General features: G+C 63.4%; 22 protein-coding genes. 9 read left to right on the forward strand and 13 right to left on the reverse strand.

The genetic code is table 11. The features are described 5' to 3' along the window. The 3 genes from FEF27_RS01100 to FEF27_RS01110 all read left to right on the forward strand — a co-directional run bounded on the left by FEF27_RS01100 (position 1) and on the right by FEF27_RS01110 (position 3,709). Positions 1–1,431 (forward strand): sugar porter family MFS transporter, encoded by a 1,431-nt coding sequence (locus tag FEF27_RS01100; protein WP_138168971.1) that lies wholly within the window; start codon positions 1–3, stop codon positions 1,429–1,431. Positions 1,432–1,497: 66 nt separating this feature from the next. After that, on the forward strand, positions 1,498–2,688 hold the full coding sequence (locus FEF27_RS01105) for a Gfo/Idh/MocA family protein (protein ID WP_138168972.1): 1,191 nt from the start codon (positions 1,498–1,500) through the stop codon (positions 2,686–2,688). 13 nt (positions 2,689–2,701) lie between these two features. Beyond that, a complete protein-coding gene (locus FEF27_RS01110; RefSeq protein ID WP_138168973.1) occupies positions 2,702–3,709 on the forward strand; it encodes a sugar phosphate isomerase/epimerase family protein in 1,008 nt (335 codons plus the stop codon). A 649-nt stretch (positions 3,710–4,358) separates the two neighbouring features. Here FEF27_RS01110 and FEF27_RS01115 read toward each other — a convergent pair. The 6 genes from FEF27_RS01115 to FEF27_RS01140 all read right to left on the reverse strand — a co-directional run bounded on the left by FEF27_RS01115 (position 4,359) and on the right by FEF27_RS01140 (position 10,369). After that, positions 4,359–5,291: an ATP-binding cassette domain-containing protein gene (locus FEF27_RS01115; protein ID WP_138168974.1), complete on the reverse strand. Its 933-nt coding sequence runs from the start codon at positions 5,289–5,291 to the stop codon at positions 4,359–4,361. 10 nt (positions 5,292–5,301) lie between these two features. Beyond that, the gene (locus tag FEF27_RS01120) at positions 5,302–6,375 is read right to left on the reverse strand and encodes an ABC transporter permease (protein ID WP_424991658.1); all 1,074 of its coding nucleotides are present in this window, start codon (positions 6,373–6,375) and stop codon (positions 5,302–5,304) included. Between the two features lie 19 nt (positions 6,376–6,394). After that, positions 6,395–7,438 carry a substrate-binding domain-containing protein gene (locus FEF27_RS01125; RefSeq protein ID WP_138168975.1) on the reverse strand — a complete coding sequence of 348 codons (1,044 nt, stop codon included), beginning with the start codon at positions 7,436–7,438 and terminating at the stop codon, positions 6,395–6,397. A gap of 195 nt (positions 7,439–7,633) precedes the next feature. Continuing rightward, complete coding sequence (locus FEF27_RS01130) at positions 7,634–8,641, reverse strand: Gfo/Idh/MocA family oxidoreductase (protein ID WP_424991659.1); 1,008 nt, start codon at positions 8,639–8,641, stop codon at positions 7,634–7,636. 18 nt (positions 8,642–8,659) lie between these two features. Next, the gene (iolB, locus tag FEF27_RS01135; protein ID WP_138168976.1) at positions 8,660–9,604 is read right to left on the reverse strand and encodes a 5-deoxy-glucuronate isomerase; all 945 of its coding nucleotides are present in this window, start codon (positions 9,602–9,604) and stop codon (positions 8,660–8,662) included. A 30-nt stretch (positions 9,605–9,634) separates the two neighbouring features. Beyond that, positions 9,635–10,369, reverse strand: a complete 735-nt coding sequence (locus FEF27_RS01140; RefSeq protein WP_138168977.1) for a GntR family transcriptional regulator — start codon at positions 10,367–10,369, stop codon at positions 9,635–9,637. A gap of 144 nt (positions 10,370–10,513) precedes the next feature. On the opposite strand from FEF27_RS01140, the gene FEF27_RS01145 reads away from it, so the two are divergent. After that, entirely contained in the window at positions 10,514–11,323 is an 810-nt protein-coding gene (locus FEF27_RS01145) for an alpha/beta fold hydrolase (RefSeq protein WP_243728891.1), read from the forward strand. Positions 11,324–11,355: 32 nt separating this feature from the next. Here the strand turns inward: FEF27_RS01145 and gabT are convergent, their stop codons facing one another. The 4 genes from gabT to FEF27_RS01165 form a co-directional block, all read right to left on the reverse strand. Beyond that, positions 11,356–12,666: a 4-aminobutyrate--2-oxoglutarate transaminase gene (gene gabT, locus FEF27_RS01150; RefSeq protein ID WP_138168979.1), complete on the reverse strand. Its 1,311-nt coding sequence runs from the start codon at positions 12,664–12,666 to the stop codon at positions 11,356–11,358. A gap of 159 nt (positions 12,667–12,825) precedes the next feature. Next, a complete protein-coding gene (locus FEF27_RS01155; protein ID WP_138168980.1) occupies positions 12,826–13,983 on the reverse strand; it encodes an acyl-CoA dehydrogenase family protein in 1,158 nt (385 codons plus the stop codon). Next, the gene (locus tag FEF27_RS01160) at positions 13,984–15,177 is read right to left on the reverse strand and encodes a CaiB/BaiF CoA transferase family protein (protein ID WP_138168981.1); all 1,194 of its coding nucleotides are present in this window, start codon (positions 15,175–15,177) and stop codon (positions 13,984–13,986) included. A gap of 128 nt (positions 15,178–15,305) precedes the next feature. Then, entirely contained in the window at positions 15,306–16,034 is a 729-nt protein-coding gene (locus FEF27_RS01165) for a GntR family transcriptional regulator (RefSeq protein ID WP_138168982.1), read from the reverse strand. Between the two features lie 228 nt (positions 16,035–16,262). Here FEF27_RS01165 and FEF27_RS01170 point away from each other — a divergent pair, with 228 nt between their 5' ends. Continuing rightward, positions 16,263–17,666, forward strand: a complete 1,404-nt coding sequence (locus FEF27_RS01170; RefSeq protein WP_341805568.1) for an APC family permease — start codon at positions 16,263–16,265, stop codon at positions 17,664–17,666. Positions 17,667–17,690: 24 nt separating this feature from the next. On the opposite strand, the gene FEF27_RS01175 is transcribed toward FEF27_RS01170, so the two are convergent. Beyond that, the gene (locus FEF27_RS01175) at positions 17,691–18,020 is read right to left on the reverse strand and encodes a putative quinol monooxygenase (protein WP_138168983.1); all 330 of its coding nucleotides are present in this window, start codon (positions 18,018–18,020) and stop codon (positions 17,691–17,693) included. A gap of 143 nt (positions 18,021–18,163) precedes the next feature. Next, on the reverse strand, positions 18,164–18,916 hold the full coding sequence (locus tag FEF27_RS01180) for an IclR family transcriptional regulator (protein ID WP_138168984.1): 753 nt from the start codon (positions 18,914–18,916) through the stop codon (positions 18,164–18,166). A gap of 199 nt (positions 18,917–19,115) precedes the next feature. On the opposite strand from FEF27_RS01180, the gene FEF27_RS01185 reads away from it, so the two are divergent. From FEF27_RS01185 to FEF27_RS01200, 4 genes are read left to right on the forward strand one after another with little or no spacing between them, the layout of a single operon-like run. Beyond that, positions 19,116–19,697: a hypothetical protein gene (locus FEF27_RS01185; protein ID WP_138168985.1), complete on the forward strand. Its 582-nt coding sequence runs from the start codon at positions 19,116–19,118 to the stop codon at positions 19,695–19,697. A 32-nt stretch (positions 19,698–19,729) separates the two neighbouring features. Next, positions 19,730–21,307 carry a GMC family oxidoreductase gene (locus FEF27_RS01190; RefSeq protein ID WP_138169063.1) on the forward strand — a complete coding sequence of 526 codons (1,578 nt, stop codon included), beginning with the start codon at positions 19,730–19,732 and terminating at the stop codon, positions 21,305–21,307. A gap of 14 nt (positions 21,308–21,321) precedes the next feature. After that, positions 21,322–24,210 (forward strand): FAD-binding and (Fe-S)-binding domain-containing protein, encoded by a 2,889-nt coding sequence (locus tag FEF27_RS01195; protein ID WP_138168986.1) that lies wholly within the window; start codon positions 21,322–21,324, stop codon positions 24,208–24,210. Positions 24,211–24,214: 4 nt separating this feature from the next. After that, positions 24,215–25,060 carry an alpha/beta fold hydrolase gene (locus FEF27_RS01200; protein WP_208009557.1) on the forward strand — a complete coding sequence of 282 codons (846 nt, stop codon included), beginning with the start codon at positions 24,215–24,217 and terminating at the stop codon, positions 25,058–25,060. Between the two features lie 59 nt (positions 25,061–25,119). Here FEF27_RS01200 and FEF27_RS01205 read toward each other — a convergent pair whose 3' ends face one another. Continuing rightward, positions 25,120–26,166, reverse strand: a complete 1,047-nt coding sequence (locus tag FEF27_RS01205; RefSeq protein WP_243728896.1) for a universal stress protein — start codon at positions 26,164–26,166, stop codon at positions 25,120–25,122. Positions 26,167–26,169: the final 3 nt, after the last annotated feature.

A 26,169-nucleotide genomic window follows, 5' to 3' on the forward strand; every position in this document is an offset into this window, starting at 1 on the left:
ATGTCTACTCACGTGTCCGCAGCTGCACATCCCGCAGCTAAGACCCGCAAGCGACGTTCGTCCCTGATTTATATATTTGGCGCCCTCGGAGGCCTGAACTGGGGATATGACACCGGTGTCATCTCAGCGGCGCTGGTGTACTTGCGCCGGGATCTTGAGCTCACAAGTTGGGCAGAGGGTTGGGTCGTCACCGGCCTGATCATTGGTGCAGTCTTGGGCGCAGCCTTCGGCGGACGAATCTCTGATAAATACGGCCGCAGGTCGGTCCTGATCGCCACGGCAGTGGTCTTTGTCATAGCCCCTCTTGGCATGGCCTTTGCGCCGAATACGGAAGTCCTATTTCTGTTCAGGCTTGTGGTTGGTTTAGGTGCAGGTTTGGCGGCGGTGACACTGCCTGTATACCTTTCAGAGATTGCGCCGGCCAAGATCAGAGGTAAAGTCACCGCCTTTTATGCCCTGGCGATCGTATCCGGACAGTTCCTCGGATTCATCATCGGCGTTGCCTTTGCTCCGATCGAATCCTGGAGGTGGATGCTCGGCCTCTCGGTAATCCCTTCCATACTGTTCGCACTGGGGCTCTTCTTCGTCTGGGAGACCCCTCGCTGGCTGGTGAAGAGCGGTCGAGAAGAAGAAGCTCAGAAAATCTTGAGCTACGACCGCACCCCGGACGAAGCCCGGCGTGAGCTCGAGGAGATCCATGCAGTTCAGCAGGCAGAGGCGGAAGCCGGGGCAGGAAAGGGGCTCAAAGCCCTCTTTCAGCCTTGGGTCAAGCCTGTCCTGCTCATCGGATTAGGACTAGCACTGTTCCAGCAGGTGATGGGTATCAACACCATCATGTACTACGCTCCCACGACGTTGCAGAACGTCGGCTTCACTGATCAGGCAGCCATCGCCTCAAATTTAATCTTCGGCATCGTGAACATCCTGGCCGTGACAGTGGCTTTGCTCTGCGCCGACCGGATCGGGCGAAAACCATTGCTGCTCATCGGTGCCACCGGAACGGCTATCAGCTTGGGTGCACTTGCTGCGACGAACCTTCTAGTGACGGAAGCAGACGATTCAGGCCTCGTCGGTATCTTGACCCTGACCTGCATCGCCGTCTACGTCTTCGTCTTCCAAGCCAGCTGGGGTTCTATCGTCTGGGTCATGCTGGGAGAGATATTCCCGCTCGGCGTTCGAGCCGCCGCAATGGGCCTCGCGACAACCGCGCTTTGGTTCGGCAATGGCGTGGTGGCACTGAGCTTCCCGGTTCTTCTCGAATCACTCGGTGTAGGGATGCTCTTTGCTGGTTTCGCAGTGATCTGTCTCCTCGCCTTGACCTTTACCTGGCTCAAGGTTCCGGAGACCAAAGGTCGCAGTCTTGAACAGATTGAGGAACGCTTCCGCACTGGCACCGTGCCGACCGTACGGAAGTCTCCGGCGCGTGGCTGAGCTGAGCTCTATTAGGTGATGTGGCTCGGGCGACCGCCCGGCACCAAGAAGAAAGGAAGTGTCGCAATGACCCAGCACAGGCTCGGCATCGCAGTCATTGGCGCCGGAATGGCAGGTGCGGCTCATGCGGCAGCCTGGCGTGCCGCAACCACCGTCCGCCGCCCCTTCGACCACGCAGACGTCCGGCTCGTCGCCATCGCTGATCTCTACGAGCCCCTCGCCACCCAAGTAGCCGGTCGGTATGGCTATGAGCGTGTAGAAACTGACTGGCGGCGGCTTCTGGCAGCTGACGATGTGCACGTGGTCTCGGTGGTGGTCGCCAACCACCTGCACCGTGAAATCGTTGAGGAACTGATCAACGCGGGCAAGCACGTGCTGTGTGAAAAGCCGCTGAGCGACTCCCTCGGCGACGCCCAGGTGATGGCGGAGGCGGCACGGTCTGCCGACACGGTGGTGCGCATCGGATTCACCTTCCGCCGCGCCCCCGGTCTCGCAGCGCTGGGTCAGCTCGTCACCGACGGCACATTAGGTGAGGTCTTCCACCTCAGTGGCAGGTACTACGCTGACTATGCCTGCTCACCGCAGGCGCCTATGACATGGAGATTCCGCGGAGCACCAGGTTCGGGGGCGTTGGCTGATGTGGGCAGCCACCTGCTCTATGCCGCCGAATATCTCGCCGGTCCCATCTGCAGTGTGGCTGGAGCCAAGTTCCGCACAGCGATCACGCACCGGCCGCTGCCGGTGGGCTCCACCGTCGGCCACGGTCTCACCGAAGTCTCCAGCGAGACGGAACCGGTCACCAATGATGATTGGGCCGGCTTCACCGCAGAATTCGCTCATGGGGCAGGGACGCTGGAGGCCTCTCGAGTCACCCCAGGCCACCCCAACGGTCTGCGCGTGGAAATCGCCTGCCGCAACGGCTCAGCCATCTGGGACCAGGAGACCCCTGCAGAGATTCAACTCCATCTGCCTGATAACCGTTTGCCTCGGTACAACGGTTTCAGGACAGTCAAGCTGGGTCCGGGCCAGCCGTATGTGGCGGAGGGGTTTCCCCTGTCCGCACCGGGGATCGGGTTTGGCCAAAATGACGGGTTCGTCTTCCAAGCCCGGGCCTTCCTGGAAGAGGTGGTGGGCCTTGCGGAGCAAGACTCCTGGGCACGCAACGCGTCGTTCGATGAGGGGCTGCGCAATATGGAAATCATAGAAGCCGTGACCGCCTCGGCAGCTGCCGGTGGGGTTGCGGTGGAAGTCAACTGAGAGGAAGCGGGCAATGCACTTAGGTCTGTACACGGCGCCCTTGCACGACAGGAGCCTCGCCGATGCGCTTCGCGTGGTGGCCGACACTGGGCTCGATGCCGTCGAGCTCAACACCGGTGGCTTCCTTCCCGCGGCGCACATCCCGGTGAAAGAGATTGACAAAGACCCCGCAGTGGGGAAGGACTGGCTGAGCATTTTTGACGGCACCGGCGTGTCACTGCAGGGGCTGAACTGCAACGGCAACCCGTTGCACCCGGATCAGCGCACAGGCGTCGCTCACGCCGCGGATTTGCGCCGGAGTATCCGCGTTGCTGGTGCCCTGGGACAGTCACGTGTCGTGACCATGTCGGGTCTGCCTGGTTCGGAGCCGCATACCAGGCAGCCCAGCTGGGTGGTCAATGCCTGGTCTTCACGGGCCCTGGACGTGCTCGAATACCAATGGGAACTCGCGGTGCCCTTCTGGCAGGAAATTGACCAGCTTGCAGGCGACCATGGGGTGAAAGTCGCCATTGAGCTGCATCCGCAGAACCTGGTATTCAACCCGCCCAGTTTCCTGGAGTTGGTTGAACGCGCGGGCACCTCCCACATTGGTGTGGAGCTGGATGCCAGCCACCTGTTCTGGCAGCAGATGGACCCGGTGCACGTGGTCGAGCGGTTGGGTGCCCACGTGGTGCACGCAGCGGCCAAGGACGTGCGCATTAATCCGGAGGCAGCTTGGTGCGGGGTCTTGGACAACAGTTTCCGCAGACTCTCGCCTGAGGAGCAGCGCACTCAGATAGGTGCCGAGGAGTGGGTGAACGAGTGGCCCCAGCGCTCAGCCTGGGACTTCGTAGCTTTGGGTCGCGGCCACGGTGCTGACTACTGGGCACGTTTCCTGACTGCGCTACATGCAGTGGACCCGGATATAGCTTGCCATATCGAGCATGAAGATACTTCACTGGGAGCTGTGGAGGGCGTGCAGCAGGCAGCAGTTGTGCTACTTGAAGCAGCCGACCTGGCTGATATCCCCCGCCAGGGCTGAGCCAGCCCATTGCCTGACCACCACTAAGTGGGTGTTGGCCTGTTACTGGCGCGCCCCGTAGCCAAGTGAGATGGTGGTTCTCCGCGATTAAGTGTGCGCGGCAGGGAAGATGAGTCGGGCCGACGCAGCGATGGCTGGATAGGCGTCGGGAGGCGGTTCCTAGGGACGGGCTCACCGCGTTCAAGACCGCCGCTGCAGTAGGGCTCCCTGAAACCACCACAGTCCCGGACCATCACTGATCTGGTGGGTGAGAAACAGCACCGGAAGTATAGCCACGACTTCGTCACCGATGAGTACGTCAAAGTCGCAGCAAGAGAGGAAGTACACCGCCAACCGGTGTTGGGCGAAGATCATTGGCAAACACAAGCTCACCGGCGTCTTGCCCGGCTTCGGCCTTCCTGGCAACATCCACCGGCCCCACCGCACCTCCCAGTGGAGGGCTGGCGCATTTTCGCGAAACCACTCTGAGCTTCGGCAAGCTGGTTCGACGACAGCCCCCGATTGCTGCACATCGGAGGCTTCAGCCCGCTGCTACCCTCTATTTTCAGCGATGAGTCGGAATGGTCGACAACTGAGCCTGTGATCGGTACTCGTAAGGGTGGAGTGGCCGAGTCAGCGCTGGGCCACCCCACCTTTGGTAACGGCAGTATCAGCGTGTCGTAGAGCGCCCTAGGGACTCCGCAACGTCGGCCTCGACTTGCTTCAGTTCAGCGGTATGGCCGCCGAGCTGTGCCAGCTCATGGCTGAGTTCTTGGAGCTCGGCTCCGCCTGCCATCTGGGCAGTAAGATCGTCGATGCTGATCTTTTCTTTGCGGTGATAGCCCAGGGAACGCCCGCGTTTGAGTACCATAAATCGATCACCCACGGGGTAGGCGTGATGAGGGTTGTGGGTGATAAAGACGACCCCGAGGCCGCGCTGCTTGGCCTGCATTATGTACCGCAGCACCACGCCGGACTGCTTCACTCCCAGTGCGGCTGTGGGTTCGTCGAGGATAAGGACCTTGGCGCCAAAGTAGACCGCGCGGGCGATAGCCACACATTGGCGCTCGCCACCGGAGAGCGTTCCGATGGGCTGGTCGACGTCACGCAAATCGATGCCCATTTCAAAGAGCTCCTGCTTAGCGATGCGTTTCATTGCGTTCACGTCAAGCCGTTTCAGCGGGCCCCACCCGGTGGTCAGCTCTGAGCCCAGGAAGAAGTTTCTCCATACGGGCATCAGAGGTACCACCGCGAGGTCCTGATACACCGTGGCGATGCCCAGTTCCAGTGCGTCCCGGGGCGAGTCGAAAGTGGTCTCCTCCCCGTGTACACGCATGACGCCTTCGGTGTGTTGGTGCAGGCCCGCGATGATCTTGATCAGCGTTGACTTTCCTGCTCCATTGTCTCCGAGCACGCAGGTCACCTGCCCTGCATGGACATCCATGGTGATGTCCCTCAGCGCGATGATATTTCCGTACCGCTTCCCGACTGACTCCAAGCTGACCAGGGGCGACTGCGCGGCCGAAGCGGAATCCGGTTCTTGTGAGCGCTCGGCAGCGTCGTCAGTGTGCCCATCAACGGGTTCGTGCGTTGTTGCAGACATAACAGCCTCCTTACTTCTTCTCGACCCGGCGACGGACCATCAGGTTCACGATGGTGGCCAACAGCAGCATCAGGCCCAGGAAGAAGCGGAACCAGTCGGGGTTCCACTCGGCGTAGATGATGCCGCGGGAGGCCATTCCGAAGATCAACGCTCCCAGGGCTCCACCAATGGCCGAGCCGTACCCACCCGTGAGCAGGCAGCCGCCGATCACCGCACCGATGATGTACAGGAACTCATTGCCGATGCCTTCTCCGGACTGCACTGTGCTGAAGGCGAAGAGCTGATGCATCCCCAGTACCCACGCGCAGAAGCCCACGCCCATAAACAGTCCGATCTTGGTCGCCGTGACCGGGACGCCAACGGCCCGGGCAGCGTTCTGATCGCCACCGACGGCGAAAATCCAGTTGCCGATCTTGGTGCGCAAGAGAATGAACGAGGCAACCGCCACCAGCAGGATCCAGTAAAAGATGGTGATCCTGAAGTTGACCCCGAAGATCGTCACCGATGAGGCAAAAATGGCCTGGGCTGAGCTGAACCCGTCCATGTTGGAGATCGGCGGGGAGGAAACTGAGCCGCCGATCATCCGGGTCAGCGCCAGATTCAGCCCGGTGAGCATTAAGAACATCGCCAGAGTCACGATAAAGCTGGGAAGTTTGGTCTTGATGAAGATCAGCCCATTGATGGCGCCGACGCCGAGTGACGCGATCAGTGCCAGCGCGACGCCCACCCAGATGTTGGTGGCAAAGTACCAGCTGAAGAGTGAGGCGACCAGTGCCGATGAGATGACAGCGACGCCAGTGGAGAGATCGAATTCGCCACCGATCATCAGCAGCGAGACGCCCACGACCATGATGCCGATAGTGGAGGCACCGTAGAGCACTGTGGAGATCCCTCCAGCAGTGGTGAACGGCGGCGCCACCATTGCGAAGAAGATAAAGACGGCCATCGCGCCGACGGCGGCGCCCACCTCGGGGCGAGCCATTAGGGTGCCGAACAGGCCGCGCTTGCTGACCCGTTCATCGGTCTCCTGCGGAGCCGATGGCGGTGACTTAGTCATGGTGTTTGCAGTGGTGGAGGTCGTCATGACGGAGTCCTTCCCGCGCTCAGCGCAGGCCCTCTTCGGCGTACTCCAGCACAGCCTCCGCGTTTTCGGAGTCGACAATGCTGGGCCCGGTCAGCACTGGCTGTCCGCCGCCGGGCTCAAACCCACCGTTGAAGTTCAGCCACAGCGAATCCACTGCCAGGTACCCCTGCAGCCAAGGCTGCTGGTCGACGGCGAAGAGGATATCGCCATCGACCACTGCTTCGGCGATCTCCGCGTTGAGGTCAAATGAGCCCACGGTGATGTCTGAGCCCGCGGACTGCACCTCGTCGAGAATGGTCATAGTGAACGGTCCGCCCAGGCCGATGATGGCGTCTGCTCCACCGGCTGAGTCCACTTTTGCTCGCACTGTGGCGGCGACCTGGGTCATATCAGAGCCCTCCACGTAGAGGTTTTCCGTATCTGGAAGAACGTCACGGATGCCGTCACAGCGAGCCTCCAGGCCGACGTGGCCCTGCTCCTGGATCACGCAGATGGGGTGTTCAATACCTTCTTCCTCGAGGTATTCACCGACTGCTGCGCCGGCCACCGCTTCGTTCTGACCAAAGTGAGCAAAGGCCCCCGCGTCGAAGGCTTCCTCCTCGCCAGCGTTGAGTGAGACCACTGGAACATCCGCGTCCAGTGCGCGCTGCACAGCGGGGGTCATGGCGTCGGGCTTGGCCATTGTCACAGCGATTCCGTCGGCTCCGGCGTCAATGGCGGACTGGATGAGCTCCGCTTGTTGAGCTCCTTCGCGGTGGGAGTTGTAGACCAGGTTAATATTGTCCTTGGCAGCTGCCTCCTCGGCTCCGCGCCGAACATAGTCCCAGAACGTGTCACCCTCCACGGCGTGGGTGATGAGGTAGACCGTGCGCTCTTCCGTGTCGACGCCGCCGGCCCGGTCAGGGTCGTCGCCACCGGCGTCTGCTCGACCGCCAGCATCGGAACAGGCAGTCAGTAGCAGTGCCGCGACGCCGAGCACGGCGGTCAGTGCGGTTCCTGTACGGGCGCGGCGGCCGGAAGTGTTGTGGGGGTGAGGGTCTGCGGTGCGAGATGCAGGGTACATGGTCTCTCCTTAAGGCTCATGGCTTCGGCGGTCCAGTCGCCGGTGCCCAGGTAGCTCCCATATTGAGTGATTGGTATCACAAAGTCAATAGGATGTCAGGACATATGTACAAAATCGAAGGGCCGCGAGTTCTAGAACGGCAGAAGACACGCCCGTAGCCTGTCATTTGGGTAGTAGAGAGGGAAGCAGAGCGGATTATCGGCGCACCAAGGTTGCCCGACCGGTGGCCAAAGACTCCTGGGCGGCGTCGGCCACGCGCGCGGCGTCAATTGCCTCAGTAGCCGGGCAGGGGTTGGGCCCCTCGCCACGGACAAGCTCCACAAAGGCACGCATTTCAGCCTGGTATGCGGCCGCGAAGCGCTCGTGAAAGGTGTGGTGCGGCGCTGCGGTGGGGAAGGCAAATCCAGGTTCTGCTGAGACCCCCGCGTAGGACTCGTCGAGTCCCACGTGCACGGTGCCGCGGGAGCCCTGCAGTTCCAGTCGCACATCATGCCCGGCCCCGTTATAGCGAGTCGCAGAGACCGTGGCCAGGGTGCCGTCCTGGAAGGTCACCACCGCCACTGCGGTGTCGACGTCGCCGACAGCGCTGATGGCCGGATCGCCCTTGTTCGAGCCGCGGGCATAGACTTCCACGATCGGCTGACCGGTGAGCCACTGCAGGATGTCGAAATCGTGCACGGAACAATCTCTGAAGATGCCGCCGGAGGTGGCCAGGAATTCCGCCGGTGGGGGCGTCATATCGGCGGTGATCGCGCGTACGCTGTGCAGCCACCCCAGCTGCCCGCTCCGCAGGGCCTGCCGCGCCGCCAAATAACCGGGGTCGAGGCGCCGCTGGTGGCCGATCTGCACAGTTGCCCCGTGCCGCTGGATGGCATCCAGGACAGGAAGTGAAGCAGCCACCGACTCCGCGACGGGCTTCTCGCAGAACACCGGGATGCCGGTTTCAGCGGCCTTCAGGATCAGCGGTGCGTGCTGCTGAGTCCCCACGGCGATGACCACCCCATCTGGAGCGGCATAGAAGAGCGCATCGACGTCTTCAGCCACACGGCATCCCAGCGTCCGGGCGACGTCACGAGCCCGTGTGGAGTCACTGTCGACGAGGATAACCTCCACGCCATCGCCAGCGAGAGCGCTGAGATTGTGAGCGTGCATGGTACCGATGCGTCCAACGCCGATCAGTCCAATCACAGTGCGGGCCGCCACTGAAAACCCCTGTGCGTCTCAGCCGGTGAACGGTAGGCGGGGATCGATCTCCTGGCTGTCCCAGGTCTTGCGGATCCACCCGTGGTGCGGATCATCGCTGATCAGCCATTGCCGCACTGGGCCCGGGCCCGCCATGACGTTGAGGTAGTACATGTCATAACCGGGCGGGGTCATCGCTGGCCCGTGCCAGCCATAGGGGACCAGCACCACATCGCCGCTGCGGACCTCCGCAGTCACATCGATCGGACGGTTATCGGAGGCATAGACCCGCTGATATCCCATCACATCGGGCCCGCCGTCCTGCGGGGAAGGCACTGGCGAGCCAGCTTCAGCCTGCATCTCGAAGTAATAGATCTCTTCCAGGGAGGTCTCGCCGTCCTTCTCCTCGTCATGCTTGTGCGGCGGGTAGGAGGACCAATTCCCCGCCGGGGTGAGCACCTCGCAGACGATGAAACGGTCGGCCTCCAGTGCGGCCGGGGTGCCGAAATTGTGCACTTGGCGGGAAGCCACCCCAGCTCCACGAAGCTCTACCGGAACGTCTTCTTTGCGCAGGTGGCGCACCGGATAACTGGCTTCTGCTGGTGCGGAGGCCACGGCCACGCGCCCGCCGTCTGCGGAGGACAGGGTCACAGCAGTGCGGATGCCGGTGTAGAGCACATCACTGGGGCCGTGGAAGACCGACCTGCGGCCGGACAAGGCGTAGGTGTCTTCCTCGACGACGGCGTCGAAGGACCCTGCCAGCGGAATCATGATGCGCTCTTCCTGCTGAGCCTCGAGCTCAATGGACTCCCCTGCGGCCAGGTCGGCGACCCGCAGTCCGGTGTGCGTCCACCCGGGAGCCCGCACAGCGGAGTCCGGAGTCCCGAGGTTGACCGACCATCCTGCCGAACCTGCAGTGCCGAAGCGGTGGACCCACGGATCTTCGGTGGGGTCGTGTCTGCGTGCTGGAACGTCAGCGGACATGGAAGAACCTGCCTTTCGCGCGGTGTTGAATCAGTTCATCAGGGTGATATCGAAGGCGTAGCGGTCGGCGCGATAAACATGGCGTCCGCACTCGATGGGTGCGCCGCTGCTGGCCAGAGCGGTCCGCTCCATCACCACCAGGGCAGAGCCCGCCTCGACCTTGAGCTGTGAGGCCTGTTCCTCATCGGCGACGGCGGCCCCCACCCGCTGGTGCGCCATGCGGAAGTCCACCCCGGCGCGTCTCAACAGGTTGTACAGCCCGTCAGCTTCCAAGTCCTCCCGAGTCAGCTGGGCCAAGGTCACCGGCAGCCAGTTCTCCATCAGCGCCAGAGGGCGCCCGTCCACCAACCGGAGGCGCCTGAGGTGATACACCTCTGCGCCGTCGCCCAGCCCCAGCTTCTCGCGGATAGGTTCGGGGGCGGTGACAGTCTCGAGGGAAAGCACACGCGTCTGTGGCGCCGCGCCCTCGTCCTGCAGGTCGTTGTACAGGCTGGAGAGCCTCAGGTTGCGCCGCACCGGAGGGCCGATGACCTGCGTTCCCACACCGCGCCGGCGGACCACCAAGCCGTCGCGGACGAGCTGGTCCATGGCCTGCCGCATGGTCGGCCGGGACAGGTTGTACCGCTTGGCCAGGGAGATTTCGTTTTCGAGCTTGGTCTCTGGAGGCAGGACCCCCTCGCGGATGGCTTTGTCGAAGGCTGAGGCCACCTGGTGGTACAGCGGAATGGGGGAGGAGCGGTCAATTGTGATGTCGAGTTCGGTCATGGTGCTCTCCTTTGCCTTATATGACAGTTTGTCATGACATTTCGAGTAATGAAAGATAGGCGGCCCGGCACTCTAAGTTTTTTCAGGTCGGCCTTGTGGTTGGATGGGCCCATGGCCCAGGTCACACGCTTGAAGAACCTCACGATGAGCTATTCCGATACCGGCGGCTCTGCGCCACTTGTGGTCCTTCTGCATGGTTGGCCACAGACGTCTCAGTGCTGGGAGGCGGTGATTCCCGCCCTGGCCGAGGATTACCGTGTGGTGGCCCCGGACCTGCGGGGGTACGGGCTGACGGACAAGCCGCGCGGCGGGTACGACAAGAAGACGATGGCCCAGGACGTGCGGCAACTGGTGGAGCACCTGGGGTACAGCTCGTTCCGGCTCATCGGGCACGACCGCGGTGCACGGGTCGGACACCGGTTCGCGCTGGATCACCCCGAGATGCTGACCCATCTGACGCTGCTCGACATTGCCCCGACCCTCTACATGCACCGCGAGGGAACTACCGCCATGGCACAGGGATACTGGCACTGGTTCTTCCATATGCAGGAGGATTTGCCGGAGCTGCTCGTGGGCCCGCGGATCGACGAGTACCTGCGCTTCTTCTTCGAACGGTGGACCTACCAGCGTGCGCGGCTGGAAGCGGTCATACCCGACTACGTCAGGGCGTTCTCCCGCCCAGGGGCACTGCGGGCAGGTTTCGACGACTACCGGGCCTTTGAGCTCGACGTCGCCCACGACGGCGAAGATTTCGACGCAGGTGCCACGGTGCCGCTGTCTGTCCAAGTGCTGTGGGGCGATCACGGACTGGTGGCGGGCAGGGACCTGGTCGACATCTGGAAACCGTTTGCTCCGGAGGCATTCGGCGAGCCGATCCCCGAGTGCGGGCATTTCATCCCAGAAGAGCAGCCGGAGATCCTGATCGGCACACTCCGCAGCTATCTGAGACGTTAACTGCTCGCTGAGGATTCGGTCCGAGTGCGCCCTTAGGCGTGGGCCAAGGCGTCGAGGATGACGCCCAAGCCCTCGGTCAGCAGGTCGTCACTGATGGTCAGCGGAGGCAGCAGCCGGATGACGTTGCCATAGGTCCCGCAGGTCAGAGCGATGACCCCGGCTTGGCGTGCCGCTGCCGCGACTGCCGCGGTCAGCGCAGCATCCGGGGCGCGGGTCTCGGGGTTCACCAGTTCGAATGCCAGCATTGCCCCGCGTCCGCGAATGTCACCGATGCGGGGATCGGTCTCCTGGGCCCGTTCCAGGTAGCCGCGGGCTACGCGCTCGATCTGCAGGGCCGCCGCGGCCAAGTCGTGTTCAGCGATCGTTTCCATGGAACCCAGAGCAGCTGCGCAGGCGACCGGGTTCCCGCCGTAGGTGCCGCCGAGACCACTGGGGTGAGCAGCATCCATGATCTCAGCGCGGCCGGTCACCGCAGACAGGGGCATCCCCCCGGCGATCCCCTTGGCTGTGGTGATGAGATCGGGCGCAATCTCCTCATACTCGGAGGCAAACCACCTCCCGGTGCGGGCGAACCCGGTCTGGATCTCATCGGCGATGAATACGACGTCGTTCTCCCGGCACCACTGGACGATTGCCGGAAGGAATCCGGCTGCGGGGACAATAAACCCGCCCTCACCCTGAATCGGCTCCATGATCACTGCCGCCAGATTTTCCGCACCGATCTGTGTTTCCAACTGTTCGATGGCTCGTGCAGCGGCCTGCGGCCCCTCCAGCTGATCCCGGTAGGGGTAGGAGCCCGGCACCCGGTAGACCTCCGGGGCGAAGGGGCCGAAGGAATGCTTATAGGGCATTGACTTCGCGGTCAGCGACATCGTCAGCGAGGTCCGGCCGTGGTAGGCGTGGTCAAAGGCGGCCACTGCCTGCTTCCCGGTGTAGGACCGGGCGATCTTCACCGCGTTCTCCACCGCTTCAGCACCGGAGTTGAACAGCGCCGAGCGGACTGGTCCGAGGACCGGAGTCAGCTCAGCCAGCTTCTCGGCCACGGCCACATATCCCTCATAGGGGGTGACCATGAAACAGGTATGGGTGAACTCTGCCACCTGCTGCTGCACAGCCTCGACCACCTTCGGGGCGCTGGCGCCCACACTGGTGACGGCGATACCGGCGGCAAGATCGATCAGGCGGTTACCGTCAACGTCTTCGATGATCCCGTCGTGGGCGCGCACGGCGAAGGTCGGCATCATGGTGGAGACTCCTCGGGCCACCACAGCCTGCTGCCGTTCCATCAACTGACGGGCCTTGGGGCCAGGCAATTCGGTGACCAGGTGGCGTGTCTGTTCCATGGGTGCAGCTCCTAGGTGATGAGAGTGAGCAGTACGTACTGCGGGGGAAATCGCGGTGTCTATCTCTGATCCTGGTGCACCGCGGCCATGCTGTCGAATGCCTAATATTCACCAGAGATATGTCTGATGGGCATGAGGAGAGGAGTGCGAGGGACCGGATTACCGGAACGCTGGAGTGCCGGTGATTTTATTGCCCAAGATCAGGGTGTGCACTTCATCGGTGCCTTCGTAGGTGCGCACAGATTCCAGGTTGTTCGCGTGGCGCAGCGGGGAGTACTCCAGAGTGACGCCGTTGCCACCCAAAATGGCGCGGCACTCGCGGGCGATCTCGATGGCCTCGCGGCAGTTGTTGAGCTTGCCCACCGATATCTGGTGGTGCATTAACTCCCCGGCATCCTTGCGCCGGCCCAGGTGCAGGGCCAGCAGCAGTCCCTTGTTGATCTCCAGGGCCATGTCGACCAGCTTGCCTTGGGTGAATTGGTATCCGGAGAGTGGTTTGTCGAACTGCAGACGCTGGTTCGAATAGTCCAAGGCCACCTGCCACGCGTCACGTGCAGCGCCCATTGCGCCCCAGATGATCCCGTAGCGGGCCTCATTCAGGCACTCGAAGGGTCCGCGCAGTCCCTTGGCGTGGGGGAGCATCGCCTCGGCCGGAACGCGCAGGTTGTCGAGCTCAATATCGCACTGGATCGAGGCGCGCATGGACAGTTTCGGCTCGATGGGCGTGGCGGTGAAGCCCGCACTGTCAGTGGGCACAATGAACCCCCGCACGCCGTCGTCGGTCTGTGCCCAGATGACCGCGACCTGGGCCACAGAGGCCAGACCGATCCACCGTTTGGAGCCGCTGATGACCCAGTCGTCCCCGTCTCGGCGGGCGAAGGTCTTCATGGCAGAGGGGTCCGATCCGGCGCTGGGTTCGGTGAGCCCGAAGCACCCGATGACCTCTCCGGCGGCCATTCCCGGCAGCCATTGCTGTTTCTGCTCCTCCGAACCGTGCTTGTAGATTGCGCTCATCGCCAGGGATCCCTGCACGGAGACGAAGGTGCGCAGCCCGGAGTCCCCTGCCTCGAGCTCTGCGGCGGCCAGGCCATACTCCACGGCGCTGCGACCGGCACACCCGTACCCCTGCAGGTGCATGCCCAACAGCCCCAGGTCGGCCATCTGGGGCACAATTTCCAGCGGAAAGACTGCATCCTCGTACCACTGGGCGATGCGCGGCTTAATGGAGGTCTCCACAAGGGTGCGGATCTCCTGCTGCAGGGTGCGCTCCTGTTCGGAGAGGAGAGCATCGAAACCGATCAGATCACTGTGGTCCATTTACGAGCCTTTCGCGGGAGTGGGGGAGGGCTGGGAGGGATGCCGGGGTGAGAAGGGGGCGTCCTGGTGTTCGCCCAGCCGCGGCGGAGGGTTAAGGTATTCCGGGGCTGCGCCAGAGAGCCGGATCGGGTTGGTCAGCTGCTGGGACTCACGGCCGGTCGCCGCGTCTGTGATGACCGTATGCGGCTGAAGCCCCAGCGACTCTGCCAGGCTAAGGGCCTCGCCCACACTATTGACTTTGCCGGCGGGCACCCCCACTGCCAGTAGCTTCTTCTGCCAGTGCTTGGCGGTTTCGCACACCAGTGCGGTTTCCAGGAGGGGGCGCAGTTCCTCCCGGTGGGCCACGCGGAGCTCATTGGTGGTGAAGCGGGTGTCACTGAGGAGATCATGCAGTCCTAGGACGCGCAGGAGGTCAGCGAATTGGCGGTCATTGCCCACTGCCAGCGCCAGTGTCCCCTCTGCGGTGCGGAACGTCTCATACGGCGAGATGCTGGGGTGGGCGTTGCCGAGCCGCTGCGGGGAGACTCCGGTGGCCAAGGTGGCTGTGCCCTGGTTGACCAGAGCCGCTAGCGCGGAGGAAAGCAGATTGACCGTCACCTCTTGCCCCACACCGGTGGCATCACGCACACGCAGCGCCATCAGGATGCCGGCCAGTGCGTTTTGTCCGGTGAGGACGTCCACCAGCGCCACCCCTACTTTGCTCGGCTCCGATTCCGGGCTGCCGGTAATGCTCATCAATCCGCCCAGCGCTTGGACCAGCAGATCGTAACCGGGCATGGCCGCCCCGGCGCCGGGACCGAAGCCGGAGATCGAACAGTACACCAGGCCCGGCTGGCTCGGCTGCAAACTCGGGTAGTCCAGTCCGAACTTCGCCATCACCCCCGGTCGAAAATTTTCCACCACGACGTCGCACTCAGCGATCAGATTGCGGGCGTAGCTGAGTCCTTCTGGGGTCTTGAGATCCGCAATGACGGATTTCTTGTTCCGGTTGACGCTGGAGAAGTAGGTGCCGGTGCCGTCGGCGTCCACCGGCGGCACCCAGGCGCGGGTGTCGTCGCCAGCGGGGCTCTCGATCTTGATGACCTCAGCGCCGAAGTCGGCCAGCTGCATGGTGCACAGCGGTCCAGCCAGCACACGGGAGAAATCAGCGACGCGGATGCCTTCCAGTGGCTGCGGGCCCCTCGATGGCGACATGAGCTGACCTCCTCAGGATGGCTGTCGCATGTTGCATGCAACTCTAAGTGGGGGGTCCACGTTTGTAAAGGGGTGGTTGTCAAGAGGTGTTTGAAAAGAGGTGGGGGTGGGCCGGCAGGCCCACAGAGTTAGCTGCAGTGCCTGGCGAGCTGATCGATTTTTCGCAGGTACTCCTCGGCGGACAAGCCCGGGGTGGTGGAGCTGACACCGGTGATCAGCAGTTTCGCTGTCCTGGTGACGTGCTCGCGCACTGCCTGGGCTACTGCCGCGGAGTCGCGGCGCAGCAGAGCGTCGATAATGTCACGGCGATCATCCGCTAAGTCCTGGCCGCTGCGGGAGGTGGGGATGGTCACCAATCCGCGGGTGAGCACCAGGTTGCGCAGTTCGCGGTCGAGGGCGGTCAGCCGCGCATTGCCGGCCAGGCTCAGCAGGAACAGATGAAATTCCTTATCGGCTTGTAGCGTCTGCGTTCCGTCTCCGGCGGCAGCGGCTTCCAGGATCTTGCCGTGCAACTCCTGGATATGTGCCAGATCTTCATCAGTGGCCGCTTCGGCGCCCCGTGCAGCCGCCGGTGGTTCCAAGATGATGCGAATCTGGAAGATCTGCACAATCTCATCCAGCGACATCTGGATGACTCGGACTCCGCGATTCTTCTCAATCCGGACAATGCCTTCTTTCTCCAGCAGCTGCAGCGCCTCGCGCACTGGAGTGCGGGAGACCCCCAACTTCTCAGCGAGTCCGATGGCCGAATAGTGTTCTCCGGGGCGCATCTCTCCCGAGGTGACCGCCGCTCTGAGCATGTCTGTGACCTGCGTGGTCAGTGACGCACTCGTGGTCACCGGTTGCATGCTACTCATGAGGGGAGTCTAACTTGCCGTACTCGGCGCCACTCTGAGCCATTGTGCGCGGCGAGCCGAGAAGGCCGCCGTTCTGGTTGTAGGATGCGTCACAGCTTCCCCACTGCTGAGCTCATAAGGAGCAAGCGATGACGCATCAACTGCCCGGTCACACACCTCCGCAGGAGGGCCGCTTCAAGAGGTCTCTGGGGTGGTTNACCTCCGCAGGAGGGCCGCTTCAAGAGGTCTCTGGGGTGGTTGGAAGTGCTGTTCATCGGGTTCGGAGCCATGATCGGCTTCGGGTGGGTGACGCTGACCAGCGGCTGGCTCATCGGGGCAGGCACCATGGGCACGGTGGTGGCGTTCATCATCGGAGCGGCCATCATGGCGCTGGTGGGCCTGGTGTATGCCGAATTGGTCTCGGCGATGCCCTTGGCCGGCGGTGAGCACAACTATCTGCTGCGCGGACTGGATCCGCGCCTGGCCTTCATCGGGTCATGGGGAATCGTCGGCGGATACATTGCTGTGGTTGCCTTTGAAGCGGTGGCCATCCCCCGCACCGTCGCGTACATCATCCCGCAGGTGAACTCGATTCCGCTGTGGACTGTCGCCGGTTTCGAGGTCAACCTGATTTGGGCCCTGATTGGTGTGGTCACCGGTGTCCTGCTGATCGCTTTGAACATCATCGGCATCAAGCCCGCCAGCTTCTTCCAGACGTCGGTGGTCATCTTCGTGGTCACCATGGCGCTCGCGCTTATTGCGCTGGCGCTGTTCAACGGTGAACCGCGCCATGCAGAACCGCTGTTCACCGGGGGCAGTGCGGGCATCATCGCAGTCCTGGTAGTCGTGCCATTCCTGTTCGTCGGGTTCGACGTCATCCCGCAGTCAGCAGAAGAGGTGAAAGTCTCACCCCGGAAAATCGGGATGCTGGTGGTGCTCTCGGTGCTGATGGCAGGTGCCTTCTACATCGCCATCGTGCTCACCACCTCAGTGGCTCTGCCCGCCTCCGAGATGGGCGATTTTGATCTGGCCACCGCCGACGCGATGGGTGCCCTGGCCGGGAACACCTTCTGGAGCAACGTGGTGGTGGCCGGGGGTCTGGCGGGCCTGCTGACGTCATGGAACGCCTTCATCATTGGCGCCTCCAGGCTGATCTGGGCCATGGCGAACTCGGGAATGCTCCCGCAGTGGTTCGCCAAGCTGCACCCCAAGCACCGCACACCGGTCAATGCGTTGCTCTTCATCGGCGGGATATCTGTGATTGCCCCGTTCTTCGGAGAGGTGATGATGGTGTGGCTGGTGGACTCCGGCTCACCGTCGATCGTGATCACCTACATCCTGGTGGCCGTGGTCTTCCTGGTCCTGCGCCGGCGCGAACCGCAGATGGCCCGGCCCATGCGGGTCGGAGGTCATTCCAGCAACCTCGGAGGTCTCGTGGTCGGGGTGCTGGCGCTGGTCCTCACGGCGGCGATGTTCCTGCTGTATCTGCCCGGGATGCCTGCGGGCCTGACAGTGGAGCCCTACATCATGTTCGGCGCGTGGTGGCTGCTGGGACTGGTCTTCTTGCTCCGGATTCCAGGGGGCATCAAGCCAGGGCCAGGGGCTGAACAGGCCTTGCTCACCAGGCTTGCCGCACGGCGTGCCCAGGACTGACCGTCAGGGCGCGCGCAGGCTGAGCTAACGCACCTGCATCTCGCCCATCTCCTCCCACCCCTCGCCGTCTATCTGCCGGGAGATGATCTTCGGGGTGGAGGCCAGTGCTTGATGCATGGGCCCGCCCTCGGCGGTGGCATTCTTGAAGTGCTCTGAGTTCACGTGTGGTGCTGCGCCGTCGTCGTCGAAGGCTTCCACCAGCACATACTCGTGCGGGTTCTCCAGACTGCGGGACCACTCGAACCACTTATTTCCCGGCTCAGCCCGGGTCGCCTCGGTGAACTCGCGCGTAATCTCTGGCCACTGGTCGGCAAGTTCCGGCTTGACCTCGAATTTCACGACAATGAAAATCATGTTCTTCCTCTCTCATGTGTGCTGCCAGGCGGGTCAGGCGCTGCACGCTGAGCCGCCTCGCGCGGGAACAACCGGGTGTGAGCAAGTCTGACCGTATCCTGAGCGCTTTCCTAGTGGCCTTCTCACAAGATGAGAAACCTAGGTCAGCCCGCGCGCAGGAAACGGCTGCACCGCCCTGCATATTCACGCAATGCCGTCTCAATCTGGGACTCCCTCCCCAGTACTTTTGCCGTGGGCATGCTGACCGCCAGCGAGCCCACGCACATGCCGGTCCCATTCCGGACCGGCACCGCAGCGCAGGTGGTCCTGGGCAGAAACTCCTCATGCTCCCACGCGACACCACGTGTGGAGACCGTCTCCAAATGCGCGTGCAACAGCTCCTGGCGAGTCATGGTGTAGGGGGTGAGCATCGGCATGCCCCGGGCTTCCAGGTAGGAACTGCGCTGCTCCCGGGTCATGCCGGAAAGCAATATCTTGCCAAATGCGGTGGCATGGGCAGCCTCATGAAAACCGAACCGGAGGGGGCGCAGCCGCGGGTGCTTGTCACAATCGGACAGGTACGTGAGAACAATGTCCGCCCCGCGGTACATAGCGAAATAGGACGCCGCCTGCAGCGTTCGGTGCAGTTCTGTGGTGGCTTGGCGGATAGGAGACGGCGCCAGCAGACGCTGCCGGAATGACAGGCCCAGGTCAAAGCACTTCGGTCCCAACTCAAACCGTCCCTCGGCCTTCAGGTGGACCAGGTACTGATGCGCGGTGAGCTCATTCAGCAGCCGGTAGACACTCGGCAGAGGTATCTCAAGCTGGTGGGACACCTCTCTGGCCGTGGCGCTGCCGGAGGCAGCGACGGACTCCAGCACGGCGAATGTCCTGCTGATCAACGACTGCCCAGGCATCAGGACCTCCTCGTGGCCTCTATTCCCCCACTGCACACACTACGTTCTCACCGGACGAGAACGCTGCTGTCTAAAAGTGTCGCAGATCACATAGCGTCAAGGCGTGGTCACTGAATGACTGCGCGGCAGCCCCGGCATCGCCGGAGGCCATGGTGGCCGCAGGCCTGCCGACGAGGTTGAACTGCCCAAGGAGCGCCCCATGGTCTTTCCCGCCAAGTACCCCTCACTCAACGCCACAGAGATGACAGACGAGGCCCGTCATGCACTCATCCGGGTGTTGCGTGTTGCCTTCCCCCACGCCGGTGTCCCGGACGGCCCCTATGAACGCACTGCGGACACCATCCTCACCGAAGCTCAGAACGAGACGTGGTTCCGAGTGGCCCTGACGCAGGGGCTGCTGTCCCTGAACCAGTTGGCCGACGGCGACTTCCGCGCCCTGGCTGATGAGGCTGCGTTGAAAGTGCTCCGTCGCGTGGAGGGCACTGAGTTCTTCGGCTTTGTGCGCCGTACTGCGGTGCTGAACCTCTACGACGATGCAGAAGTGTGGGAAGCCCTGGGCTATGAGGGGCCATCCTTCGACAAGGGAGGCTATCTCCACCGGGGCTTCAATGATCTCGACTGGCTTCCGGACCCCAGAATCGAATTCCCCGCAGGTGAAACCATGCCGGAGATGGCACCGGGCGCAACCGGTGCCCCGCGCCCTGCGGCCCAGGACCACACACCGGACAGCACGAATCAGCCGGGCACCACCAGCTCGGATATGGAAGAGGTGAAGAAATAATGCCGTCGGCTGACCAGCACCGCTCGCCCGGTATGAGCGTCACGCAGCACAGTATTGATCAGAACGACGACGCGGTGGTGATCATCGGGTCAGGGGCCGGGGGCGGCACCCTGGCCTATGAGCTCACCGCGCAGGGCATCCCTGTGGTGGTCCTTGAGGCGGGGCCCTACTTGACTCAGGACGACTACGTCAATGACGAGTGGGAAGCGTTCAACCAGATGGCCTGGCTCGATCCGCGCACCACCTCAGGTTCCTGGCGAATAGCACGTGACTTCCCCAACCTCCCGGCATGGGTTGTCAAGGCCGTCGGCGGCACACCCACCCACTGGTCCGGGGCCACCCCTAGGTTCAAGGAGCATGAGTTCAAGGTACGCAGTGTCTACGGACGGGTCGACGACGCCAACCTCCTGGACTGGCCGATTGGGCTCCAGGACCTCGCCCCCTACTACGACCGCGCCGAGAAGGCGATGGGCTCCACCCACCTTCACGGGCGTCCGCCCCTACCGGCGAACAACAACTACAAAGTGTTCGCCAACGGCGCCGAACGTGTCGGCTACAGGTTCTACGCCACCGGTCCCTATGCCACCAATGCCGAGGAATACGACGGTCGGCCAGCTTCCATCCAGGATGGGTTCAATTTCCAGGGCGACAAGAACCGCTCCAAGTGGTCCCCGCTGGTCCGTGAGATACCGCGGGCGGAGGCAACCGGGCTGTTGGATCTGCGCCCGGAGTCCCACGCTGTGCAGATCACGCACGACGCCCAGGGCAGGGCTGATGCCGTGCTCTACCTCGACAAGGAAGGGAACTTGCACCGCCAAGCGGCCAAAGTGGTCTGCCTGGCGGCGAACTCCATTGAAACCGCCCGGCTGCTGCTGCTGTCGGCGACGCCGAGGTTCCCTGATGGGCTGGCCAACTCCTCCGGGCAGGTCGGACGCAATTACATGCGTCACCTCACTGGCACCGTCTGGGGGCACTTCGATAAGCCGGTGCGCATGTACCGTGGGGAGACCATGGCAGGCATCATCGGTGACGAATCGCTCCATGACCCTGACCGGGGCTTCGCCGGCGGTTACTACATGGAGACCATCTCGCTGGGGCCGGCGTTCATGGCGGCGTTTGTGGAGCCCGGCGCGTGGGGCCCGGACTTCGCCAGACTGCTTGATGCCTACGCCAAATCTGCGGGGATGTGGATAGTCGGGGAGGATATGCCTCAGGAGACCAACCGTGTCACCCTGAACACCACGGTCAAGGATGTCAATGGCCTGCCGGTGCCCAACGTGCACTACGACGATCACCCCAATGACGTGGCCATGCGTGAACATGCCTACACGGCAGGGGAGAAGGTCTACCAGGCTGTGGGTGCACAGTCGACCCACCGGACACCTCCCTATCCGGCCACCCACAACCTGGGCACCGCGCGGATGAGCGAACGGGCCGAGGACGGAGTGGTGGACCGTTGGGGCCGGGCCCATGATGTCCGGAACCTCTTCGTCTCGGACGGTTCGACCTTCACCAGCGGTGCTGCGGCAAACCCCACCCTGACGATTGTGGCCCTGGCCATCCGTCAAGCGGAGTACATCGCTGCAGAGCTCAAAGCCCAGCGGATCTGAGCGGGCAGTATGCCATGAGCCGTTGGGCCGCCACTGCCTCCTCCACTGTGAAGGAGACTCCCGCCGACCTCGTCGAGACGCTGCGCAGCGCAGCCGGCGAGGTCGGCGTGCGGGCCAGCGACCGCTTAGCTGCGGCACACGATGCCTCGCACTATCTGCTCACACCGGAGGCGGTGGTGCGGCCCAGCTCCACAGCAGAGGTGGCCCAGCTTTTTGCGGCAGCCCGCCACACCGGACGTGCCGTGACCTTCCGCTCCGGGGGCACGAGCCTGTCTGGGCAGGCGGTGACGGATCAGCTGCTTGTGGATGTCCGCCGTCACTTCGCTTCGATCGAGGTCCTCGATGAGGGCGCGAAAGTCCGCTGCGGGCCGGGCGCGGTCCTGAGACAGGTGAATGCGCGTCTGCTGCGCTTCGGACGTCAACTGGGACCCGATCCGGCCAGTGAGATCGCCTGCACCATCGGCGGAGTAGTGGCCAATAACTCCTCAGGAATGGCCTGCGGGATCGAGACCAATACGTACCAGACGTTGGACTCATCAGTGTTGGTCCTCGCCAGTGGAACGGTGGTCGACACCGCATCCCCTCTGGCAGATGCGCACCTGGCGGGCGATGAGCCAGCGCTGCATGCAGGGCTGGCGGCACTGCGGGATCAGCTGCGCGCAGAGCCACAGTCGGTAGCGCGTATCCAGCAGCTGCACTCACTGAAGAACACTATGGGGTACGGGTTGAACTCCTTCCTGGACCACACGGAGCCGGTGCGGATACTGGAGCACCTGGTGGTCGGCAGCGAAGGCACTATTGCCTTCCTCGCCGAAGCCACCTACCGCACTGTGCCCATCAAACCGCATGTGGCCACCGGGCTCCTCATCTACCCTGACCTGGACTCGGCGACTGCCAGCCTCCCGGAGCTGGTCAGCGCCAAGCTCGCCACCGTGGAGCTGATGGACGCCACGAGTCTGCGCGTCTCCCAAGAGGACCCGAAAGTCCCGGAAGTGCTCCGCAAGGTGACAGTGGACGAGCACTGTGCGCTGCTGGTGGAGTTCCGCGAGCCCGACGAACAGGCGCTGGCGGACCGGCTAGCATCAGCGGCCCCCCTCTGGAACAGGCTCCCACTGACGGTTCCGGCGCAGCTGACCACCGATCCGGATCAGCGAGCCGCGTTATGGAGGACCCGGAAGGGTCTCTTTACCGCAGTAGCAGGCAACAGGCCTCAGGGCACCACTGCCCTCCTGGAAGACATCGCCGTACCCGTGGAGCGTCTTGGGGAGACCTGTGAGGCGCTGACCGAGCTCTTTGCCGTTCACGGCTACCGGGATGCGGTGATCTTCGGACACGCCAAAGACGGCAATATCCACTTCATGGTCACCGAATCCTTCAGTGAGGGCTCCACCGCAGGTGTGGAGCGCTACGCACAGTTCACTGAGGACATGGTGGAATGTGTGCTGGCCCGTGGGGGAACCCTGAAGGCCGAACACGGCACCGGACGTATTATGGCTCCCTTCGTGCGCCGCCAGGTCGGTGACGAGCTCTACGCAGTGATGCAGCAGGTCAAGGCGCTCGCCGATCCGGAGGGGATCCTCAACCCGGGGGTGCTTCTCACCGAGGACCCCCACGCCCACCTGAAGCACCTGAAGACCTCTCCGGTGGTGGAGGCTGAGGTCGACCGGTGCGTGGAATGCGGCTATTGCGAGCCGGTGTGCCCGAGCCGTCAGCTGACGCTGACCCCTCGGGAGCGTATTGTCCTGCGCCGTGAGATCGCCCGGGCAGAGCAGGCCGGAGACTCCGCCCTGGCTGCGACACTTCAGCGTGAGTACCAGTACGACGGCGTGGAGACCTGCGCAGTGGACGGTATGTGTGAAACAGCCTGCCCGGTGTTCATCAATACCGGGGAGCTGGTTCGCCGGCTGCGTGCCGAGGCCAAGCCGAGAGTTCAGCAGGGCGTGGGGAAAACGGTGGCGGCAGGATGGGATGCCGCGACTCGGGCCGGCGCGGTGGCGCTGACTGTGGCTGATCGCCTGCCCCCGGCGCTGCCGCGAACGGGTTCCCAGCTTGCCCGCCGTGTGCTGGGCGCGGAGGTCGTGCCGCGCTGGAGCGCTGACCTGCCCGCTGGGGGGCGTCGTCGTGAGATTGTCCGTGACGAGTCAGCACAGGTGGTCTGGTTCTCCAGCTGTACGCACACCATGTTCGGCGCAAGCCCCAGCGACGGTGAGGTTGGGGCGGCCGGAGTCTCCCAGGCGTTCCGGCGTCTCTGTGCTGCAGCGGGCCTGCGGGTGCGTACCCCGGAGTCGATGCCCGCACTGTGCTGCGGGACCCCCTGGAAGTCCAAGGGACTCAGCGCCGGTTATGAGCATATGAGACGGAAAGTGTACGCCGCTGTGTGGGACGCCTCAGAAGCGGGTCGGCTGCCTGTCGTCAGTGACGCCAGCTCGTGCACCGAGGGTCTCCGGGAACTCCTGGCCGGGTCAGATGAGAGCGGAGACTCCTTGGAGGTGGTTGACGCAGTAACTTTCGCGGCGCAGCGGATCCTGCCAGAGGTGCGTGCCCGGGGACTCTTGTCCGCACCCCGGCTGCCCTCGGTGACGCTGCACCCCACGTGTTCCTCCACTCGACTGGGAATAAATTCAGCACTAATGACTGTGGCCGAAGCTGTGGCCCAGAAAGTGCACGTGCCGGTGGAGTGGGGCTGCTGTGCCTTCGCTGGTGACCGGGGGATGCTCCATCCGGAGCTGACAGCTTCAGCCACCCACGCTCAGGCCGCAGAGGTGCAGGCCGTCGGCTCCGCTGCGCATGCCTCGACCAACCGCACCTGCGAGATCGGAATGACGCGTGCCACCGGTATGCCGTATCGGCATATTCTTGACCTGCTGAGCTCCGCGCTTGAGCCTGACGATGCGCAAGGGTGAAGGGGTGAATATCATCACCTTTGATGATGTCTCGTTAGCAGTCGAAGAGTTCGGGGACCGGGGCAACCCGCCGGTTGTGCTCATCGCTGGTGCCACGCAGTCGAAGGACTGGTGGCCACGGGAGCTCTGTGAGGCTCTCGCCGGAGAAGGGCTGTACGTCATCAGGTACGACCAACGGGACACAGGGGAGTCGACCACGAGCCCACCAGCTCGGCCAGACTACACCGGTCGCGATTTGGCGACCGATCCGCTGCGGATACTCGATGCGCTTGGGCTCGAGTCGGCACACATGGTGGGCCTGTCGATGGGCGGCGGGATTGCACAGTACCTCGGTGTCTATGCTGCTGCACGCGTGCGGACTCTCACGCTCATCGAGTCCTCACCAGCCGGAGGGGAGCCGGGGGACCTCCCTGCACCGGCGGCCTCGCTGGTCGCGGCGGAGAGTGCCCTTCCGGAGGTGGAGGACTGGACGGACACCTTAGCCGTGGTCGACTACCGCGTGGAGGCGGAACGTCCCTATGCAGGTTCGTTCGGCTTTGACGAGGAGCGTTTTCGCGCGATCGCCACGGAGGAAGCCCGGCGCAGTCGGAACATGGAATCCTCAATGAGGAACCACTTCCTGGTGGAGGCCACTGGTGAGACCGACCCCTCGTTGATCACGGCGCCCACACTTATCTTCCACAGCGACACTGACCCCCTGTTCCCGCTGCCGCACGGGGAGGCGCTCGCCCGGATGATCCCCGATTCCACTCTCGTGAGGCTCGACGGCATCGGTCACGAGGTCCCTCCGCCGCAGGTGTGGGACGTCGTCGTGCCCGCACTCAGCGACCACGTGCGGAGGGCAGGGTGATCGGGACAGGGCGCGCACACCACCTGGCTGGCGGCAACCCGGGCCGCCTACGGGTTCACTCATACTTCGGGGGAGGTCGGAATCACCAGTACAGGGCAAGTGGAGCGGTTGAGCACCGCCTGGCTGACCGACCCCAACAGCAATCCGGTGAAGCCACCGTGACCGCGCGTGCCGACGGTGATCAGCGCCGCCGTGCGGGAGGCTTCTGCCAGCACCCCGGCGGCAGAGCCGTGGAAAAACTGCCACCGCACAGGGACGTCGGGCGTCTTTTCCGACAGCTCGGCAGCGATCCCTTCTAGGTGCTCGATGTATCCGCGGCGCACATTCGCCAACTCGGTGTGATGCTGCTCAGCGTCTGGGTACCACCCTTGGGCGTTGAGCGTCTCTGCCGCCACCAGGGTCAGTGGGCGCTCCGTCAGCGCCGCAGCCTCAGCAGCCAGATGGGCGATCTCAGTGGCGGGTGCACGGACATCGACGCCGACGACGATCTCGGAATCGAAGTTGAGCTCATCGGCGACGTTGCGGAAGGACCGGCGGTGATCCTGCGCCGGGGCGGACTGTTCCAGCACGGTCAGAGGTTCCTGTTCGGCCGCATCCCCACTGGCCACGTGCTGAGCTGGTGCCAGCAGCACCTCGGCTGACTCGCTGACCCACTTCTCGGGGACTACCAGAGTCGGGCAGTGGGCATGGGCGGCGAGCTTTGCTGAGACGCTGCCCAAGACTCGGCCGGCGAAACGATTGCGTCCGCGTTTGCCCACCACAGCCAGGTGCGCGGTCTCGCTTTCCTCGACAAGCACCTTACTGGCATCGCCGTCAAAGGTGCGGGTGGTGGCGGTGACCCCCGCATCGGAGGCTCGCTCGGCATAACGGTCAAGCCGAGCCTGGACCTCCTCAGCGGCACCGTGCAGGTAGTACTCAATAGCCTGGGCGTTGTAGTCATCGACCATCACCGGCCTGGTGAAGGCCTCGACCAGGCGCAGCGGCCAACCGCGCTTCTGCGCCACCATCAATGCCACAGAGAAAGCACGCTCAGCACCGGCTGAGCCGTCGAGTCCCACGAGGACCCCTGGTGTGTATTCTTCGCCCGATTCCTGATTGTGTGCCATACC

The organism is Nesterenkonia sphaerica (genome assembly GCF_005771565.1).
GTDB classification, from domain to species: Bacteria; Actinomycetota; Actinomycetes; order Actinomycetales; family Micrococcaceae; genus Nesterenkonia; species Nesterenkonia sphaerica.